The sequence below is a fragment of the Pseudomonas sp. TE12508 genome, assembly GCF_056279485.1.
On sequence record NZ_JBWCCN010000023.1, the window covers coordinates 73,170 to 89,918 of the forward strand.

A 16,749-nucleotide genomic window follows, 5' to 3' on the forward strand; every position below is an offset into this window, starting at 1 on the left:
TCGCGGCTGACTCACATCGGCTCCGGCGGTCCAATCAATCTTCCCATCACCCCAAACAAACCCAGCTCCCGAATTACCTCCAATTCGCCCTGCGTTTCCACCATCTCGGCAATCAACGGCAAATCAATGCTGTTGGTCGCTCGGAAAATCGCCTCGATGAACAGGCGCTTGTCAGTCTGTTCATCGATACCCCGTATGTAGGCGCCGTCGATTTTCAGGTAAGCCAGCCCCAGTTGCGTCAGGTTACCGATCTGGCTGAAGCTGCCGCCGAAATGCTGCAACCCGATGCGGTAACCGGTGTTGAGCAGGCTGTGGCTCAGGCGTTGCAGTTCTTCGGGGGGCGGCAGTTGGCGTTCGTCGATTTCCAGGATCAGCAGCGGCGCGAGTTCTGGCAGTGATTCGAGCAGGTCGAGGATATGTTGCAGCTGCGCCTGATCGCGCAGGGTACTGCCGGACAGACTCAGCGCAAGGGGCCAACGGTTGGCGGCCAGGTATTCGAGGGTTGTTTCGAGCATCGCCAGATCGAATCGCGCCGACCAGCCAAGGCGTTCGATCCACGGCAGGAAATGCCCGGCGACAATTGCCTCGCCCTGCGGATCGAGCAGGCGAGCGAGGACTTTGTGGTGCAGCACCTGGCTGGTGTCGGCGCACTGCACCACCGGTTGGAAATACAACTGCATCTTGCCCTCGGTCAGTGCCTCGTCGATCCAGCTGCGCCAGTCGTGTTGGGAATGGTTCGGCGCGGTATCGGCGTGGGCCTGGTATATCCAGGGGCGCTCGGGATGTTGCCGGGCCTGGGTCAGCGCCTGATCGAGGCGTAGCAGCACCTCACTCGTCGGTTCGCCGGGGTGATAGGCGACCACGCCCAGGTGCGCCACCGGCATACAGTCGCTGGCGCCGGTAAGACGCAGGTTTTCCAGGGTGGCGCTGATTTCGCTGGCCACGCGTGCAGCATCCTTGCTGTCCAGGCCAGGGGTCAACAAGCTGAATTCGCCGCCGCGATTGCGTGCCGCGAGCCAGGTTCGACGCTCCGGCGGTTGCGTCAGGCGCTTGAGCAATTCGCCGACGGCACCGATCAGGGCATCGGTGCGCTGGCCGCCCAAGCGTTGGTTGAGGCCGATCAGGTCATTGATCCGCAGCATCAGCAAATGACCGTCGCGGCTTTGCTCGGAAACCAGTAATTGGTCGGCCAATTGTTCATCCAGCAAGCGCCGGTTCGCCAAGCCTGTCAGGGCGTCCTGATAAGATTCGGCTCGCAGATTTTCACTGCGCGCGGCCTCCTCGGCGAACAGCGCTTTGAGCTTTTCGACCATCTGGTTCATGGCCAGCACCACGCGTTTGAGCTCCGGTGTGCGCGGCAGTTTCGGCAAACTGCGGAATTCGCGTTTGCTGATGGCTTCTGCCTGTTTGACCATGTTGTCGAGCGGGCGCAGTTGCCGGCGCAACAACCAGCCGCCGAACACGGCGCTGAGCAGCCCGCAAATCAGTAGCCAGATCAGGCTGCCGAGGCTGCTGTCCCAGAGTTTGGCCAAGGCGAATTGCGGATTGCTCAACACTTCGACTCGCGCCGCCTGTTGCCAGCCACGGGTGATCAGTGCGTCACCACCTTGCGGGCGAAGGTTGACCACGCTCACAAACCACTGCGGAACGCCTTCTATCTGCGCGGATGCGCTGCGTTCCACCAGCACCTGTTCATTTTCGATGTCGATGACCCGGATGCTGCTGAAATAACCACTGTCGAAAATCGAGCTGACCATCAATTCGATCATCGCCGGGTCTTCGATCTGTGCCGTCAATGACAGGCCCAGCGCCGTGGCGGCGTCCTGGGCATGGGAGCGTAACTGGCTAAGCACCTGCTCACGGGAGCTCTCCAGGCTGACAAAAAAACTGCCGCTGAAAGCCACCAGCAAGAACAGGCAAATGGCCAGGAACAACTGTTTGCGCAGTGACATAAAACGCTCCTTGCTGTAGCGGCTAGCCTTCGCCCACGGCGAACCCTTCGATTTGCATCTTTTGCAGCACGTCTTGCCAGCGCGACAGTTTTTTCGAGTCGCTGCTGCGTTTGCCGCCATGGGCTCCCGGCAAGTACAGGCCTTCAGCGTTGAAGGCATACACCGGCAGCAGGTCTTTGCGTTGGGACGCGGGGCGGATCTCGCCGATCAGGTTATCCAGCACCAGCGGATCGGCTGTGGGGCTGCTGTAGAAGGTCAACACCATGTGCGCCTGATTCTGGTTCAGGGCCTTGACGTAGGTGATGCGCAGTTTCTCGCTGGGAATTCCGAGGTGACGCAGGCTGAAATATTTCGCCAGGGCGTAGTCTTCACAGTCACCAGCGGCTTTGATCAAGGATTCCACCGGCGTGGCCCAGTAATCAGTCTGACGCCAAATGTGCATGTCATCCTGAAAATTCAGTTGTTGATTGAAGAAGCGATTAACCACGTTCAGTTGTTCGCGCTCAGGCTGATTCAATTCGCTTTGCAGCAATTGACTCCAGGCCTCGATCCGCCCCCGAGCCGGGCCAAGGGGGCCGTAGCGTTTTTCGGCCGTTTGCAGAATCTGCGCAAAATCCCGGTCAGCCCGGACACTGCCCAACCCGACCAGCAGAAAACTCGCCAGCAGCAGCCATCCGCCGAACCGAAGTCGGAGCGTTGACCATCCTGGGCTACGCGGACTGCGGGACATGTCTGGCTGCTCGAGTGCAGATGTCTGAAGTCTAGGCGGTGTTTTCAGCGAGGAAGGGCTGGTCATCGGACGAAAGGCATCGGCGGGTTGCTTTCTGTGGCGAGGGAGCTTGCTCCCGCTCGGCTGCGCAGCAGTCGCAAAACTAGCTAATGCGGTGTGTCAGGAAAAATTGGGTCGCAGGGTTTGGGGTCGCTTCGCAACCCAACGGGGGCAAGCCCCCTCGCCACAGAAGCCCCCGTGCCGAGATGAGATCAGGGTTTATGCAGGGTTTTCTGCTTGAGGATATAAACCGTCACCAGCACTGCACTGGTCAGCATGAACCCGCGCGCCCAAGGCAGGGGCACCAGGTAGCAGGAAAGCAGGATGCTCGCCCACATCAAACCGATGGCGTAGACCTTGCCCTTGAGGGGGATGCCATTGCCGCTCAGGTAGTCGCGGACCCACGGCCCAAGCCGTGGATGTTCCACCAGCCACTGATAGAAACGCGGCGAGCTGCGGGCGAAACAGGCGGCCGCCAGCAACAGGAACGGTGTGGTGGGCAGCACCGGCAGGAAAATCCCGATCACCCCCAACGCTACGCTCAGCCAGCCGATGGCCAGCAGCACGTAGCGCAACATCAGGGGGCGGTTGCCTATGGGGTTGTCCATAGGCAAAACCTTAGTGGTGACGTGGCTTGAGAATCGCCGGTTTTTCGTCTGGCGCGTTGCACAGCAGGTACAGCGCGGTCAGGGCTTCCGGGATCTGCACGATCATGTCGTCCATCAGGTTGGCGTCGGCCGCGATGTCGGAGAATTCAGGCTGTTCGTCGAACAGACCCGAACCGACCATGATCGGCAGCAGCATTTCGCTGACTTCGTCTTCGGCGGTTTCGAACCAGGCCGCTTCGCGCAGGAACACGCCTTCCATGAAACCGATGCACCAGCCGCGCAGGTCGGAATCGTCCGGGTCGTCGCCCAGATCGAGCTCGCATGGCAGCTCGAACTCTTCGTCGGACGCCAGTTGGCGGGCGATGTGCGCCTTGAGCAGCAGCAGGGTGGATTCGATCGCTTCACGCTCGGTGTCGTCGGCGTAATGCGGCTCTTCGGCGAAGAGCGCGTCGATCCATTCACGGTCGGGAACGCTCTCGGAACAGATCGACAGCGCGGTGAGGTAGCCGTGGGCGGCCACGTAGTCCAGCGCCTCGTCATGCAGCTCGTCGGCGTCGAGGAAGACTTGCAGGCGGGTTAGTTGCTCAGCGAAGGACATTAAAGGGCTACCTTGGGGAATATACGATGCGGGAATTCTAGGCCTTCTTGAGCGCTTGGGCCAGCCGCGCGGTGTATTTGCGCCTTTGCAGGCATGCGGGATACCACATTCCCTGTGGGAGCGAGCCTGCTCGCGATGAGGACATGACATTCAATATCAATTTGACTGGCCCACCGCTATCGCGAGCAGGCTCGCTCCCACAAGTTGGCTTGCACACGTCTTCTCAGCGGCGCCCTTTGCAGGGGAGGGCTCGGGTATACTCGCGCGTTTTGTGATGCCCTGCTGGCGTCACGGCTGAGATATGCAGCGTCATGCAATGCGCACTTACGATTTGTCGGTGCAGCTTTCATGATTCTGAACCAGCCTTGCAGGGATGTTTCGGTGATTTTTGGAGTTTTTATGCTCGAACAGGCTCAACGCGTCCTCAAGGACATCTTCGGCTACGACAGTTTCCGTGGCCGTCAGGGTGCAATCATTGAGCGCGTGGCCAGTGGCGGCGATGCCCTGGTGCTGATGCCTACCGGGGGCGGCAAGTCCTTGTGCTTCCAGGTGCCGGCGCTGCTGCGCGAAGGCCTGGCGGTGGTGGTATCGCCGCTGATCGCGCTGATGGACGATCAGGTCGCGACCCTCGAAGAGCTGGGTGTCGCCGCGGCGGCATTGAACTCCACGCTGAGCGCTGAGCAACAGCGTGATCTGGCGGCGCGGATCAAGCGCGGCGAGGTGAAAATGCTCTACCTGGCGCCCGAGCGCCTGGTTCAGCCACGCATGCTGGCCTTCCTGCAAAGCCTTGAAATCGCCCTGTTCGCCATCGACGAAGCGCACTGCGTGTCCCAATGGGGTCACGATTTCCGTCGGGAATACCTGCAACTGGGCCAATTGGCGGAATTGTTCCCCAGCGTCCCGCGTATTGCCCTGACCGCGACGGCCGACAAGCGCACCCGGGAAGAAATCGTCGATCGCCTGCATTTGCAGGATGCCGAGCGTTTCCTCTCGAGTTTCGACCGCCCCAATATTTTCTATCGCATCGTGCCCAAGGAACAGCCGCGCAAGCAGTTGCTGGCGTTCCTCGCCGAGCGGCGCAGCGACGCCGGCATTGTTTACTGCCTGTCGCGCAAGAAGGTTGATGAAGTAGCGGTGTTCCTCAGCGAGCAAGGTTTTCCGGCGTTGCCATACCATGCCGGCCTGCCCAACGACACGCGGGCCCATCACCAAAAGCGCTTCCTCAACGAGGAAGGGCTGATCATGGTCGCCACCGTGGCGTTCGGCATGGGCATCGACAAGCCCAACGTACGTTTTGTCGCGCACCTGGATTTGCCGAAGTCCCTTGAGGCCTATTACCAGGAAACCGGTCGCGGCGGTCGTGACGGCCTGCCGGCGGATGCCTGGATGGCGTACGGCCTGCAAGACGTGGTAATGCTCAAGCAGATGCTGCAAAACTCCGAAGGCGACGAGCGCCACAAGCGTCTGGAGCAGCATAAGCTCGACGCCATGCTCTCGCTCTGCGAAGAAACCCGCTGCCGCCGCCAGACCCTGCTCGCGTACTTCGACGAAGACATGCCCGAGCCCTGCGGCCACTGCGACAACTGCGTCGACGGCGTGCAAACCTGGGACGCCACCGAGCCGGCCCGTCAGGCGCTGTCGGCGATCTACCGCACCGGTCAGCGTTATGGCGTCGGTCATCTGGTCGATGTGCTACTGGGCAAGGACAACGAAAAGGTCCGCAGCTTCGGTCATCAGCATTTGTCGGTATACGGCGTAGGCAAAGCGATGGGGGAGAGCGAATGGCGCTCCTTGTTCCGACAACTTGTTGCCCGTGGTCTGGCGGACATCGACCTCGAAGGCTACGGCGGCCTGCGCCTGAGCGATACCTGCCGGCCATTGCTCAAGGGCGAAGTGACCCTGGAACTGCGCCGCGACCTCAAGCCGCAAACCACCGCCAAAAGCAGCAAGAGCCAGGCCAGCCAACTGGTTCGCGGTGAAGAACGCGAACAGTGGGAAGCCTTGCGTGCCTTGCGTCGCAAACTGGCCGAAGAGCATGGCGTGCCGCCGTATGTCATCTTCCCCGACTCGACGCTGCTGGAAATGCTCCGCAGCCAGCCAACTTCTCTGGCGCAAATGGCCACGGTCAGCGGTGTCGGCGCGCGCAAACTGGAACGTTACGGCGAGGCCTTCCTCGAAGTGCTCGGCGGCCAGGTCGAGGCGCCGAAAGTGGTGGCCGATGTGCGTCACGAATTGATCACGCTGGCCCGGGCCGGCATGACACCGCTGCAGATCGCCGGTCAGCTGCAATGCTCGGAAAAGAACGTTTACACAATGCTTGCCGAGGCCATCGGCAAACAGCAGCTGTCACTGGAACAGGCGCTGGACCTGCCTGAAGAGTTGATGGGCGAAGTTCAGGACGCTTTCCTCGACGGCGAGGGCGAGTTGCCATCGGTATCAGAGATTGCCGCGCTGTTCGCGGGAAGAGTTCCGGAAGGCGTTTTGTATTGCGTTCGTGCCGCCCTGCAGTCGGAATTCGAAGTCTGAATGACCTGCGGCATAGATGTAACGATTCAGTACAGGAGCAAGCCTTGCCTATAGCCAAAGGTCATGCTTAGCTGACTAATAATTAGCTTTTCTCTATTTTCAGTCTGACCATGAGTGTTTTATGCCGTTAACCGATCAACACCGCTTTGGCATGCAACTGGCCCAGATGTCTCGGGGCTGGCGTGCCGAACTGGACCGCCGATTGGCTGGCCTGGGTCTGTCCCAGGCGCGCTGGCTGGTGCTGCTGCATTTGGCACGTTTCGAGACTGCCCCCACCCAACGCGAACTGGCGCAAAGTGTTGGCGTCGAAGGGCCCACTCTGGCCCGACTGCTCGACAGCCTGGAAAGTCAGGGCCTGGTGCAACGCCAATCCGTGCTGGAAGACCGTCGGGCAAAAAAAATCGTCCTCTGTGCCCCGGCCCGGCCCTTGATCGAACAAATTGAAACCATTGCCACTCAATTGCGCCACGAACTGTTCGAAGGCGTTGATGAGGCGGATTTGAAAGTCTGCATGCGAGTCCACGGGCACATCCTGGGTAACCTGGAAAAATCTTGAGGCATAACCACGCGCCGGACTTTTGAGATACCCCGTTGGGCAGACTATAAAGAACTACTAGGCAATATCGTGTTCGTACCGGATGTGCGAATACGTACAGGTTGGTTCAGGTTATCTAAGGGATGCTCATGCTCGAGAGTTGGCACGTTGTATTGCGGTGTTGCACCAGGCTGCTGCTGGTCGGTGGTGCTGTCACTTACTCGGCATTGGCCCCTGCGCTCGGGTTGGGTGAGATCACCCAACATTCGGCGTTGAATCAGCCGTTCAATGCCGACATTGCTTTGGTGGACGCTGGCGGCCTGGCGGAGGGCGAGCTATCGGTCAGCCTGGCGACGGCGGACGAGTTCAGCCGCGCCGGTGTTGAGCGGGTGTTCTTCCTCAACGACCTGAAGTTCACACCGATCCTGCGGGGCAACCGCAGCCTGATCCGGGTAACCTCCAGCAAACCGGTCAATGAACCCTTCCTGAATTTTCTGGTGCAACTCAATCAGCCCAATGGGCGTTTGCTGCGCGAGTACACAGTGCTGATCGATCCGCCAGGGTCACCGGGCATTGTTCCCGTCAACGATGACCCCGCGCCGCGCCCTCAGTCTTCCGCGTTCCCGTCGGTTGAGCCGGCGGTAGCACCGCCACCTGCTGCGAAGGCGGCGGTGCCCAAGCCTGATGTCGATAAACCAGCTGCCGCGCCCGCGAATGATGCTGTTGCCGAACAGCTGGCCGCCAGCGTGCTGCAGAACCAGCAACTGCAAACGACCATCAATGAGTTGAATGCGAAGCTTCAGGGACAGGATGAGCATATTGCCGGCCAGAAAAAACAGCTGATCGAGCTGCAAACCCAACTGGCGGAAGTCAAACAGGCATCGGCAGAGCCGGTCGTGCCCGCAGTGCCGGCGCCGGTGCCCGTTGCAGTAGAGGAGTCTGAACCGACTCCGTGGCTGCTGATCATCGGGTTGCTGGCAGTGGTGGCGTTGGTATTGCTCGGTGTATTCCTTCGCCGTCAACGACAGCAGGTTCAGGCTCAGGTCCAGCCCGAGCCGTTACCCGTACCGCCGTCGCGTCATGAGCCGGTGCTCAGTCGCGCAACAGAACCGGCCAGTCCGGCGCCGCAACCGCTAGCCGGATCGGCCGAAGAGATTCCCGCAGGCGACGTGCTGGAAGGGGTGGGTATCTATCTGGCGTATGGCCGTTTGTCCGAGGCGGTTGGTTTGTTGCGAGACGCGTTGGTCAGGGAGCCCCAGCGCACCGACCTGGCCGTGCAGCTGTTGGAAGTTCTCGGTAAACAGGGCGACGTGCAAGCGTATGACGCGCAGGAAAGCAGCCTGCGAGACGCCGGGTTCGATGCACAGCAACTTCAGGACATTCGCGCCCGCCATCCGAAACTGATCAGCGCCGCACCGGTGGTCGCCGCCGTGGCTGTGGCGCCGCCCATGCCTGCAATCCCTGAAGCGGCACCGAGCGATGAGTTCCAGTTGAACCTCGATGACCTGTCGATGGATTCGAATTGGGACCTGATCAGCCCCTTCGAAAACTCATCATCCAGCGCTAAACCGTCGAATGAGTCAACGCAGGTAGACGACCCCGGGTTCACCTCGAATCTGCATGTATTGCCCGATGTTTTCGAAATGCCCGAGGAGCCGGCGCTGGACGAGCCGGAGCTTGAATGGATCGCCGAACCGGACGCTCAATCTCTGGACGAGACCTTTCTCAACGAATTCAGCGATCCTGGCCAGCTGCTGGAGCTTGAGCCGCTGAGTGCTGAGTTGATGGATCTTGAACCGGCCGGGCCGAGCAGCGCGGGCAAACTCGAACAGGCCCAGACCTGCATCGACGACGGCGATCTGGACAGCGCCATCGAACTGCTTAACGAGTTGCTCAAGGAAGGCGACGAACCGCTCAAGGAAACGGCCCGGACTCTGTTGGCCGGTATTCGCTGAAGATCAAAAGATCGCAGCCTCGTTGCACTCGACAGCTCCTACAGATGTACACATATCCCTGTAGGAGCTGTCGTGTGCAACGAGGCTGCGAACTTTTCGGTTATGCGGTTTATCATGGCGACGCCCCCAGGCCCAGGAGTTTTGCCAATCATGACCGCACGTAAACCGGAAATCGTCATCACCTATTGCACGCAATGCCAATGGCTGTTGCGCGCTGCCTGGCTGGCCCAGGAACTGCTCAGTACCTTCGGCGATGACCTGGGCAAAGTGTCTCTGGTGCCCGGCACTGGCGGGGTTTTTCACATTTTCTGTGACGATGTGCAGCTTTGGGAGCGCAAGGCCGACGGTGGTTTTCCCGAGGCCAAGGTGCTCAAGCAGCGGGTCCGCGATCAGATCGATCCGGACCGCGACCTGGGCCACAACGACCGCACTCAGTGAGACGGGGCTTGCGCCGCCACGGCGCTCTTGCTTGAACTGCCGGACAACCGGCTCGAGACCACGATGGCCACGATGATCAGCGCGCCGCCGATCAGCATGCGCAGCGTCGGGTTTTCATCGAACAACAGCCAAGCCAGGGTGATGCCGTAAACCGGCTCCAGAGCAAACACCACTGACGCGGTCCGGGCTTTGATCACCGCCAGGCTGGCGACGAACAGGCTGTGGGCGACGCCGGTGCAGAACACCCCGAGCAGGCCGATCCACAACCAGTCGATGGCGCGCACTTCGCTCAACTGGGGCGTCGCCACCGGCAGCAGGCAGATCGCAACCACCACGTTCTGACACAGTGCAGCCTGCACCGGCGGAATTCGTCCGGAGCTGGCGCGGTTAGTCAGGGACAGCAGGGCGAACAACAAGCCGGAAGCCACCGCCCACAACAGGCCAGTGGTGGCGCCGCTGGCCAGATCGAAATCCGGCGTGACCAGTACCAGTCCAATACTGACCAGCACCACCAGCAGGATTTCGTTGGCGCGGATGCGCTCGCGGAAGATCAACCCTTCGAGGATCACGGTAAACGCCGGGAAACTGGCAAACCCCAGTGTCGCGATTGCCACCCCGGCGACCTTAACCGCGATAAAGAAACTCACCCAGTGCCCGGTCAGCAGCAAGCCGCTGAGCAGCAGGCGGCGCAGGTCCGCGGCGTCGAGTTTCTGCCAACGGGTATTGCTTGCGAACCGTGCGAAAAACACCAGGGCGAGGACGGCAAACGCGGCACGGCCGAACACGATGATGGCCGGCGAGGCAGCGGCGAGTTTGCCGAATACGCCGGTCAGGCCGAACATCAGTGCACCGATATGCAGAGCGCCAAGGGCGGTACGGGGAGTCATTGCAATCCTTGATAAACGAATCGAATCCGGCCGACAACCATCGGCCCCTGTAGGAGCTGCCGAAGGCTGCGATCTTTTGATCTTCAGCGATCTCAAGAAAAACAAGATCAAAAGATCGCAGCCTTCGGCAGCTCCTACATTGAATCGTGTCGGGCCGGTTATGTCTGTCGCCAGACTCGCGTCATTTGTCGCCAGCCTCGCGGCGCAATTTACCGGGTGAGGCACCGAACTCACGCAACACTGCCGCGGCGAATGCACTCTGCGAGCTGTAGCCGACCCGACAGGCGATCTCGCCAATGGGCAGCGCTGAATCGCGCAACAGGCCCACGGCAATGTGCAGCCGACGACTGCGAATGTAGTCCATCGGCGTTTGCCCGCATTCCGCCACGAACCGCGCATGCAACCGAGCGCTGGACAGGCCGGCAATGCGCGCCAGATCGGCGACTTGCAGTGGATAGGCCGCGTATTGATCGATGTGTGCATTCAGCGCCGCATAAGGCAGACGCCGACCGCCTACGCTGTCGGGTTTGGCGTTGTTCAGGCTGGCCAGCAATAGCACCGCGCCTTGCTGGGCGATCAGTGGATCGCTGATCTGACTGCCTGCCAGCCAACTCACCAGCTGGCTTTGCCCGGCGTTCAGCGACAGGCGCCCGGCATTGTCGAGCAAGCGGCGGCTGGCTTCGGCGTGATCGCCAAGGGATTGCGAAACCCACTGCTCGCTCGGCACATCCAGCACCAGGCAACGACTGCCATGGGCGCTGTCGCAGGCATGATGCGCCCCCGACGGCACCACCACGAAACTCTGTTGCACCACCTGACTACCATGCCCTTCGACCTCGAAGTCCAGCGCGCCCGACAGCCCGAACACCAGTTGCGCGTGGTCGTGGCTGTGGACGATCAGGTCATGGGTGTACTGGCGTAGCGTGAGGATCGGTCTCATCGCAGGTCTCCTGTGCAAGTCGCCAGTCTACACCGGGTACGGCCCGACTCGCGCTGTCACAAGACTGACTTGCCACTGTCATGGGCAATTCACTCGACCGGCGCAAGCTTGCCAAAACTTGTCCTGAGGGTTGCCCATGACCAGCGCCGAGCTCGCCAAACCCAGCCGTAAGCAACGTGTGCGGACCTTGTGGATTTCCGATGTGCATTTGGGCACCCGGGACTGCCAGGCCGAACACCTGTCGCAATTTCTCAAGGGCTACCACACCGACAAGATCTACCTGGTCGGCGACATCATCGACGGCTGGAAACTGCGCAGCGGCATGTATTGGCCGCAAGCGCATACCAATGTGATTCGTCGCCTGCTGACCATGAGCAAGCGCGGCACAGAAGTGATCTACGTCACCGGCAACCATGACGAATTCCTGCGCCGTTATTCGAAGCTGATGCTGGGCAATATCCAGTTGGTGGATGAAGCCGTGCATGTGACCGCCGATGGCCGTCATCTGCTGGTGATTCACGGTGACCAGTTCGACGTGATCACCCGCTACCATCGCTGGCTGGCGTTTCTCGGCGACTCGGCCTACGAATTCACCCTGACGCTCAACCGCTGGCTCAACCATTGGCGTGCCCGTTATGGCTACGGCTACTGGTCGCTGTCGGCGTACCTCAAGCACAAGGTCAAGACAGCCGTCAGCTTCATCAGCGATTTTGAAGAAGCCATCGCCCACGAATGCGTCAAACGGGAGTTGCACGGGGTGGTGTGCGGGCACATTCACCATGCCGAGATTCGCAAGGTCGGCGAGGTGGATTACCTCAATTGCGGGGATTGGGTGGAGTCATGCACGGCACTGATCGAGCATTGGGATGGCTCGATCGAGCTGTATCGGTTGGCCGATGCCCAGGCGCGGGAGGCCGAGTTGAAGGCGGTCAAGGTCGCCGAGCCGGCATGAACCAGAGGTTTAGCCTTTGTGGCGAGGGGGCTTGCCCCCGTTGGGGCGCGAAGCGACCCCAAAACCATTCATCCCGGTTGTATGGGCAGACCGCATTTTTCGGTTTTTACGACTGCTGCGCAGCCGAACGGGGGCAAGCCCCCTCGCCACAGAACTCTGACATTGATCAGGCCGGCGAATGCTCTTCCATCGCCGCTTTGTAAATCGAATTCTTCGGCTGCGCAAACAGCCGCTCCACCATCGGTTCGAAGAAGCTCAGCGGCAACGTGTCGTACGCCGGATCAAACGCCGCCGCATCGTACCGGGCGCAAAATTCGATGGTCGCCTGATACTGCGGATGACCGCTGAATTGCTCGCGCAAATGCCGATCCATGCCCAGGTGATGAAAGAAGTAATAACCCTGGAAAATCCCATGCTTCTCCACCATCCACAGGTTTTCGGCGCTGACGAACGGCTTGAGGATCGCCGCGGCGATGTCCGGATGATTGTAGGAGCCCAGTGTGTCGCCGATGTCATGGAGCAGGGCGCAGACCACGTATTCTTCGTCGCGACCATCGCGCCAGGCGCGGCTGGCGGTTTGCAGGGAGTGGGTCAGACGATCCACCGGGAAACCGCCGAAATCCCCCTCCAGTAACTTCAGGTGCGCCACGATCCGTTTGGGCAATTGCCGGGCATAGGCGCTGAAATCCGCGGCGATGATCGCCCAGTCTTCCTGCGTGCCGTCCTGCATATGGGTAAAACGGGCATGGGCATTCATTGGCTATCCTCTTGTTCTGATCGAAAGGGATGTCTTGAGTGTAGGACTTGGATCCAACGCTGCATTGGCTACACAAGACGCTTTTGTGGCCCCTAGAACGGCACGCGGCCCAGAATCATGTCGCGGTACATGACGAAATCGCCGAGCAGGCTGTAAAGGGGATGCTGAAAGGTGGCAGGGCGATTCTTCTCAAAGAAGAAATGCCCGACCCAGGCGAAGCTGTAACCGGCCAGCGGCAGGGCCAGCAACATCCACCACGCGCCGTTGCCGATGGTCAGCGCCAGAATGAAAATAACCAGAGAGGTGCCGACAAAGTGCAATCGTCGACAGGTGCTGTTGCGGTGTTCGCTGAGGTAATACGGGTAAAACTCAGCGAAACTATTGAAACGCTTGATGTTCTCCACGACTGCGATCTCTGTGGTTGCTGTGCACGCGACAAGTTGTTCTGCGGGTAGCTTATTTAAGTCTAGAGTGATCATTGGTATCAGCCAGTGACAATAGGCGCCACTTTAGTATCCTTGGGTATTGGGTCGTGGCATGCGGCCATCACGTAGTAAACGCCATGAGCGAACGAACGACTTCTGCAAGCTGGGCGATGGGGATTGTCAAAGCACTGGAAATGGACGGCCTGGATTGCCGGGTTCTGTTCAAGCAGCTAGGGCTCGACTATGCGGCACTGGATGACCCGGATGCGCGCTTCCCGCAAGATTCCATGACGCGGCTCTGGCAGCGCGCGGTCGAGCTGTCCGGCAACCCGGCGATCGGCCTGAACATGGGCAAGGTGGTGCGACCGGCGTCCTTCCATGTCGCCGGTTATGCGTTGATGTCCAGCCAGACCCTGGCTGAAGGCTTTCAACGTCTGGTGCGTTATCAGCGAATCATCGCCGAAAGTGCCGACCTGAGTTTCCGATTGCTGGATGAGGGGTATGCGCTGATTCTGACGGTGCATGGCGATCACCTGCCGCCGACCCGACAGAGTGCCGAAGCATCAATGGCCTGCGCTCTGGCACTTTGCGGCTGGCTGACCGGCCGTACGCTCCAGCCACGCAAAGTCTTGCTGCAAGGCGATAACCCCGTTGATCTTGAACCCTATAAACAAGCTTTCCATGCCCCGTTGATGTTCAACGCGCCTTATGACGCCTTGATCTTCGAGCGCGCCGACATGGAGGCACCGCTGCCCACCGCCAACGAGGCCATGGCGCGGCTGCACGACCGGTTTGCCGGCGAGTACCTGGCGCGGTTTTCCGAGAGCCGCGTGACCCACAAGGCACGGCAGGTGTTATGCCGTCTGCTGCCTCAGGGTGAACCCAAGCGTGATACGGTGGCCCAGACGCTGCACTTGTCGCAACGCACCTTGCAGCGTCGCTTGCAGGAAGAGGGCACGAGTTTTCAGACCTTGCTGGATGACACCCGACGCGAACTGGCCGAGCAATACCTGGCGCAACCGAACATGACCCTGCTGGAAATTGCCTACCTGCTGGGGTTTGCCGATCCGAGCAACTTCTTCCGCGCCTTCCGACGCTGGTTCGATTCCACGCCCGGCGAGTACCGGACGCGGCTGATGGAAGCGCCCATGCGGATCAGTGACGCCAGAACGCCGGGATACACAGGACAAACACCGTAATGATCTCCAGCCGGCCCAGCAGCATGCCGAACGAGAGAATCCACTTCGCGGCATCCGGCAGACTGGCGAAGTTACCCGCCGGGCCGATCGTTTCGCCAAGTCCCGGGCCTACGCCAGACACCGTGGCGGCCGCGCCGGTCAGCGCTGTCATCCAGTCCACGCCCAGTAGCGACAGCAGCAGTGCGATAACGCAAATGGTGATGGCGAAGAAGAACGAAAAGGTCAGGATCGAGCGCACGATCTCTTCGTCGAGACGGTGGCCGTTGTATTTCTGCTTGATCACCGCGCGCGGGTGAATCAACTGGTTAAGGTTGGCCTTGAGCAGAATGTAGGCAACCTGGAAGCGGAAAATCTTGATCCCGCCAGCGGTCGAACCCGAGCAGCCGCCAACAAACCCCAGATAAAAGAACAGCATCAGTGAGAAGTTGCCCCAGAGGCTGTAGTCCCCCAGTGCAAAACCGGTGGTGGTCACCACCGACGTCACGTTCAGCGCCACATGCCGCAAGGCTTCCAGCCAATGCAGCTGGGTAGTCCACCAGTACCAGGTGCCGAGCACCAGCCAGGTCACCAGCAACATACCGAGCAGCCCTTGAACCTGTTCATCCTTGATCAGTGCCCGACGGTTACCGCGTAACGTGGCGACATACAGGGTGAACGGCAGGGCACCGAGAATCATGATGACGATCGCGACCCAATGCACAGCAGGCTCCGGCCACTTGGCCAAAGACTGGTCGGAGGTCGAGAAACCACCGGTGGAAATCGCTGACATCGCATGGTTGATGGCGTCGAACAGGCTCATCCCGGCCCACCAGAACGCCAGGCTGCCGAAAATGGTGATGCCGACGTAGGCCGCAACGATCAAACGCGCAACCATGTGCGAACGGGGCATGACTTTTTCGGAACGGTCTGACGACTCGGTCTGAAACAGCCGCATGCCACCGATGCGCAACAAGGGCAGAATCGCTACCGCCATGCCGATAAAACCGATGCCACCAATCCAGTGCAGTAATGAACGCCACATCAGGATACCGGGAGACATGTTGTCCAGGCCCGTGAGTACCGTCGCTCCGGTGGCGGTGATGCCGGACATGCTTTCGAAGAACGAGTCGGTGTAGCTGATGTTCTGGGTCAGCAGGAACGGCAGGGCGGCGAAGATGCACACCACCAGCCAGCTACTGACGGTCAGCAGGTACATGTCTCGCGGACGCAGATGGATGTGCTCGGGGCGCCCGGGTATCACCAGGGCCAGGCCGGCGACAAAGGTAATCATGCTGGCCCAAAGGAACGACGGCAGGTCGCTGGTGCGTTCGAAGATCACCAGGGTGGCCATGGGTATAACCATGGCGATGGCCAGCGTGATCAGGAAGATGCCGATGATGAAACCAATGATCCGTAAGGTCGGCAACGCCATGAAGTCCGCTCGGGCTGATAGTAAGAAGGGCGCCATTCTACCTGCGGGGCAGGGCATGTAAACCGACGCCGTCGCGACAGTTGACGCTAGAATAGCCAAACATTTTCTACAGGAGGTGGCCGATGCAGGCTCTCGACGCTTTGCTCAACCGTGTTTCCGTCCCACGACTGCTCGATCCGGCACCCACTGCCGAGCAGCGCGAAGTGCTGTTTGCCGCCGCGATGCGCGCGCCGGACCATGGCCATTTGCAGCCTTGGCGCTTCCTGACAGTCGAAGGCGCGGCACGCGAGCAAATGGGTGAGTTGCTGGCCGAAGCGGCGAAGCTGCAAGACAGTGATGTGTCCGACGCCTTGCTGGACAAGGCGCGCAACGGTCCGTTGCGTGCGCCGCTGGTGGTTGTGGTGATTGCGCGTTTGCAGGAGCACGCCAAGTATCCCAAGTCCGAGCAACTGTTGGCGGCCGGTTGTGCCGCTCACGGGATTTTGCTGGCGGCCTATGCGCAAGGCATTGGCGCGGTGTGGCGCACTGGTGAGCTGGCTTATTCGGCGCATGTGGCCAAAGGTCTGGGATTGGCGGAAGGGGAAGAGGTGATTGCGTTTCTTTACCTGGGCACGCCGCAGAAAGAGCCGCGGGTGGCGGAGAAGGTCGATCTGGCCGAGTTTGTCAGCGCTTGGTCCGGCAAGGCCTGAAGGAGTAGATTCAATGTGGGAGCGGGGGGGGGGGGGGGGGGGGGGGGGGGGGGGCCCCAAGCATGTGGGCATACACCCACACAAACCCCCACCACCCCCCCCCCACCG

Annotated in this window: 16 protein-coding genes; 7 read left to right on the forward strand and 9 right to left on the reverse strand. The window is 60.3% G+C overall.

From position 1 onward, the window contains the following. Positions 1-11: 11 nt before the first annotated feature. The 4 genes from lapD to ACZ9IM_RS27190 form a co-directional block, all read right to left on the reverse strand. Positions 12-1,952 carry a cyclic di-GMP receptor LapD gene (gene lapD, locus ACZ9IM_RS27175; RefSeq protein ID WP_476225458.1) on the reverse strand — a complete coding sequence of 647 codons (1,941 nt, stop codon included), beginning with the start codon at positions 1,950-1,952 and terminating at the stop codon, positions 12-14. A gap of 22 nt (positions 1,953-1,974) precedes the next feature. After that, on the reverse strand, positions 1,975-2,682 hold the full coding sequence (lapG, locus tag ACZ9IM_RS27180) for a cysteine protease LapG (RefSeq protein WP_476225459.1): 708 nt from the start codon (positions 2,680-2,682) through the stop codon (positions 1,975-1,977). Between the two features lie 251 nt (positions 2,683-2,933). Further along, entirely contained in the window at positions 2,934-3,329 is a 396-nt protein-coding gene (locus ACZ9IM_RS27185; protein WP_008074929.1) for a YbaN family protein, read from the reverse strand. Positions 3,330-3,339: 10 nt separating this feature from the next. Next, positions 3,340-3,927 carry a UPF0149 family protein gene (locus ACZ9IM_RS27190; protein WP_205887150.1) on the reverse strand — a complete coding sequence of 196 codons (588 nt, stop codon included), beginning with the start codon at positions 3,925-3,927 and terminating at the stop codon, positions 3,340-3,342. A 399-nt stretch (positions 3,928-4,326) separates the two neighbouring features. Between ACZ9IM_RS27190 and recQ the strand changes: the two genes are divergently transcribed. The 4 genes from recQ (at position 4,327) to ACZ9IM_RS27210 (ending at position 9,381) form a co-directional block, all read left to right on the forward strand. Beyond that, the gene (gene recQ / locus ACZ9IM_RS27195) at positions 4,327-6,453 is read left to right on the forward strand and encodes a DNA helicase RecQ (protein WP_218394144.1); all 2,127 of its coding nucleotides are present in this window, start codon (positions 4,327-4,329) and stop codon (positions 6,451-6,453) included. A gap of 121 nt (positions 6,454-6,574) precedes the next feature. Then, positions 6,575-7,009, forward strand: a complete 435-nt coding sequence (locus tag ACZ9IM_RS27200) for a MarR family transcriptional regulator (RefSeq protein WP_008074924.1) — start codon at positions 6,575-6,577, stop codon at positions 7,007-7,009. Between the two features lie 128 nt (positions 7,010-7,137). Then, positions 7,138-8,943 carry a motility hub landmark protein FimV gene (locus ACZ9IM_RS27205; RefSeq protein ID WP_476225460.1) on the forward strand — a complete coding sequence of 602 codons (1,806 nt, stop codon included), beginning with the start codon at positions 7,138-7,140 and terminating at the stop codon, positions 8,941-8,943. A gap of 150 nt (positions 8,944-9,093) precedes the next feature. Continuing rightward, entirely contained in the window at positions 9,094-9,381 is a 288-nt protein-coding gene (locus ACZ9IM_RS27210; RefSeq protein ID WP_007895010.1) for an Rdx family protein, read from the forward strand. Here the strand turns inward: ACZ9IM_RS27210 and ACZ9IM_RS27215 are convergent. Together ACZ9IM_RS27215 and ACZ9IM_RS27220 are read right to left on the reverse strand one after the other, a co-directional pair. Then, positions 9,375-10,268: a DMT family transporter gene (locus tag ACZ9IM_RS27215; protein ID WP_476225461.1), complete on the reverse strand. Its 894-nt coding sequence runs from the start codon at positions 10,266-10,268 to the stop codon at positions 9,375-9,377. The genes ACZ9IM_RS27210 and ACZ9IM_RS27215 overlap by 7 nt on opposite strands. Positions 10,269-10,449: 181 nt before the next feature. Next, on the reverse strand, positions 10,450-11,208 hold the full coding sequence (locus ACZ9IM_RS27220; RefSeq protein WP_476225463.1) for a helix-turn-helix transcriptional regulator: 759 nt from the start codon (positions 11,206-11,208) through the stop codon (positions 10,450-10,452). A 136-nt stretch (positions 11,209-11,344) separates the two neighbouring features. Between ACZ9IM_RS27220 and ACZ9IM_RS27225 the strand changes: the two genes are divergently transcribed. Further along, the gene (locus tag ACZ9IM_RS27225; protein ID WP_008010978.1) at positions 11,345-12,160 is read left to right on the forward strand and encodes a UDP-2,3-diacylglucosamine diphosphatase; all 816 of its coding nucleotides are present in this window, start codon (positions 11,345-11,347) and stop codon (positions 12,158-12,160) included. Between the two features lie 166 nt (positions 12,161-12,326). On the opposite strand, the gene ACZ9IM_RS27230 is transcribed toward ACZ9IM_RS27225, so the two are convergent. Continuing rightward, a complete protein-coding gene (locus tag ACZ9IM_RS27230) occupies positions 12,327-12,917 on the reverse strand; it encodes an HD domain-containing protein (RefSeq protein ID WP_008074914.1) in 591 nt (196 codons plus the stop codon). Between the two features lie 92 nt (positions 12,918-13,009). Beyond that, positions 13,010-13,321, reverse strand: a complete 312-nt coding sequence (locus ACZ9IM_RS27235; protein WP_401176309.1) for an Mpo1-like protein — start codon at positions 13,319-13,321, stop codon at positions 13,010-13,012. A 158-nt stretch (positions 13,322-13,479) separates the two neighbouring features. Between ACZ9IM_RS27235 and ACZ9IM_RS27240 the strand changes: the two genes are divergently transcribed. Next, positions 13,480-14,541: an AraC family transcriptional regulator gene (locus ACZ9IM_RS27240; RefSeq protein ID WP_427625992.1), complete on the forward strand. Its 1,062-nt coding sequence runs from the start codon at positions 13,480-13,482 to the stop codon at positions 14,539-14,541. Here ACZ9IM_RS27240 and ACZ9IM_RS27245 read toward each other — a convergent pair. Continuing rightward, positions 14,498-15,952: a TrkH family potassium uptake protein gene (locus ACZ9IM_RS27245; RefSeq protein WP_063342880.1), complete on the reverse strand. Its 1,455-nt coding sequence runs from the start codon at positions 15,950-15,952 to the stop codon at positions 14,498-14,500. The two genes, ACZ9IM_RS27240 and ACZ9IM_RS27245, sit on opposite strands and share 44 nt — an antisense overlap. Before the next feature lie 122 nt (positions 15,953-16,074). On the opposite strand from ACZ9IM_RS27245, the gene ACZ9IM_RS27250 reads away from it, so the two are divergent. Next, on the forward strand, positions 16,075-16,641 hold the full coding sequence (locus tag ACZ9IM_RS27250) for an NAD(P)H nitroreductase (protein WP_427625993.1): 567 nt from the start codon (positions 16,075-16,077) through the stop codon (positions 16,639-16,641). Positions 16,642-16,749 lie beyond the last annotated feature (108 nt).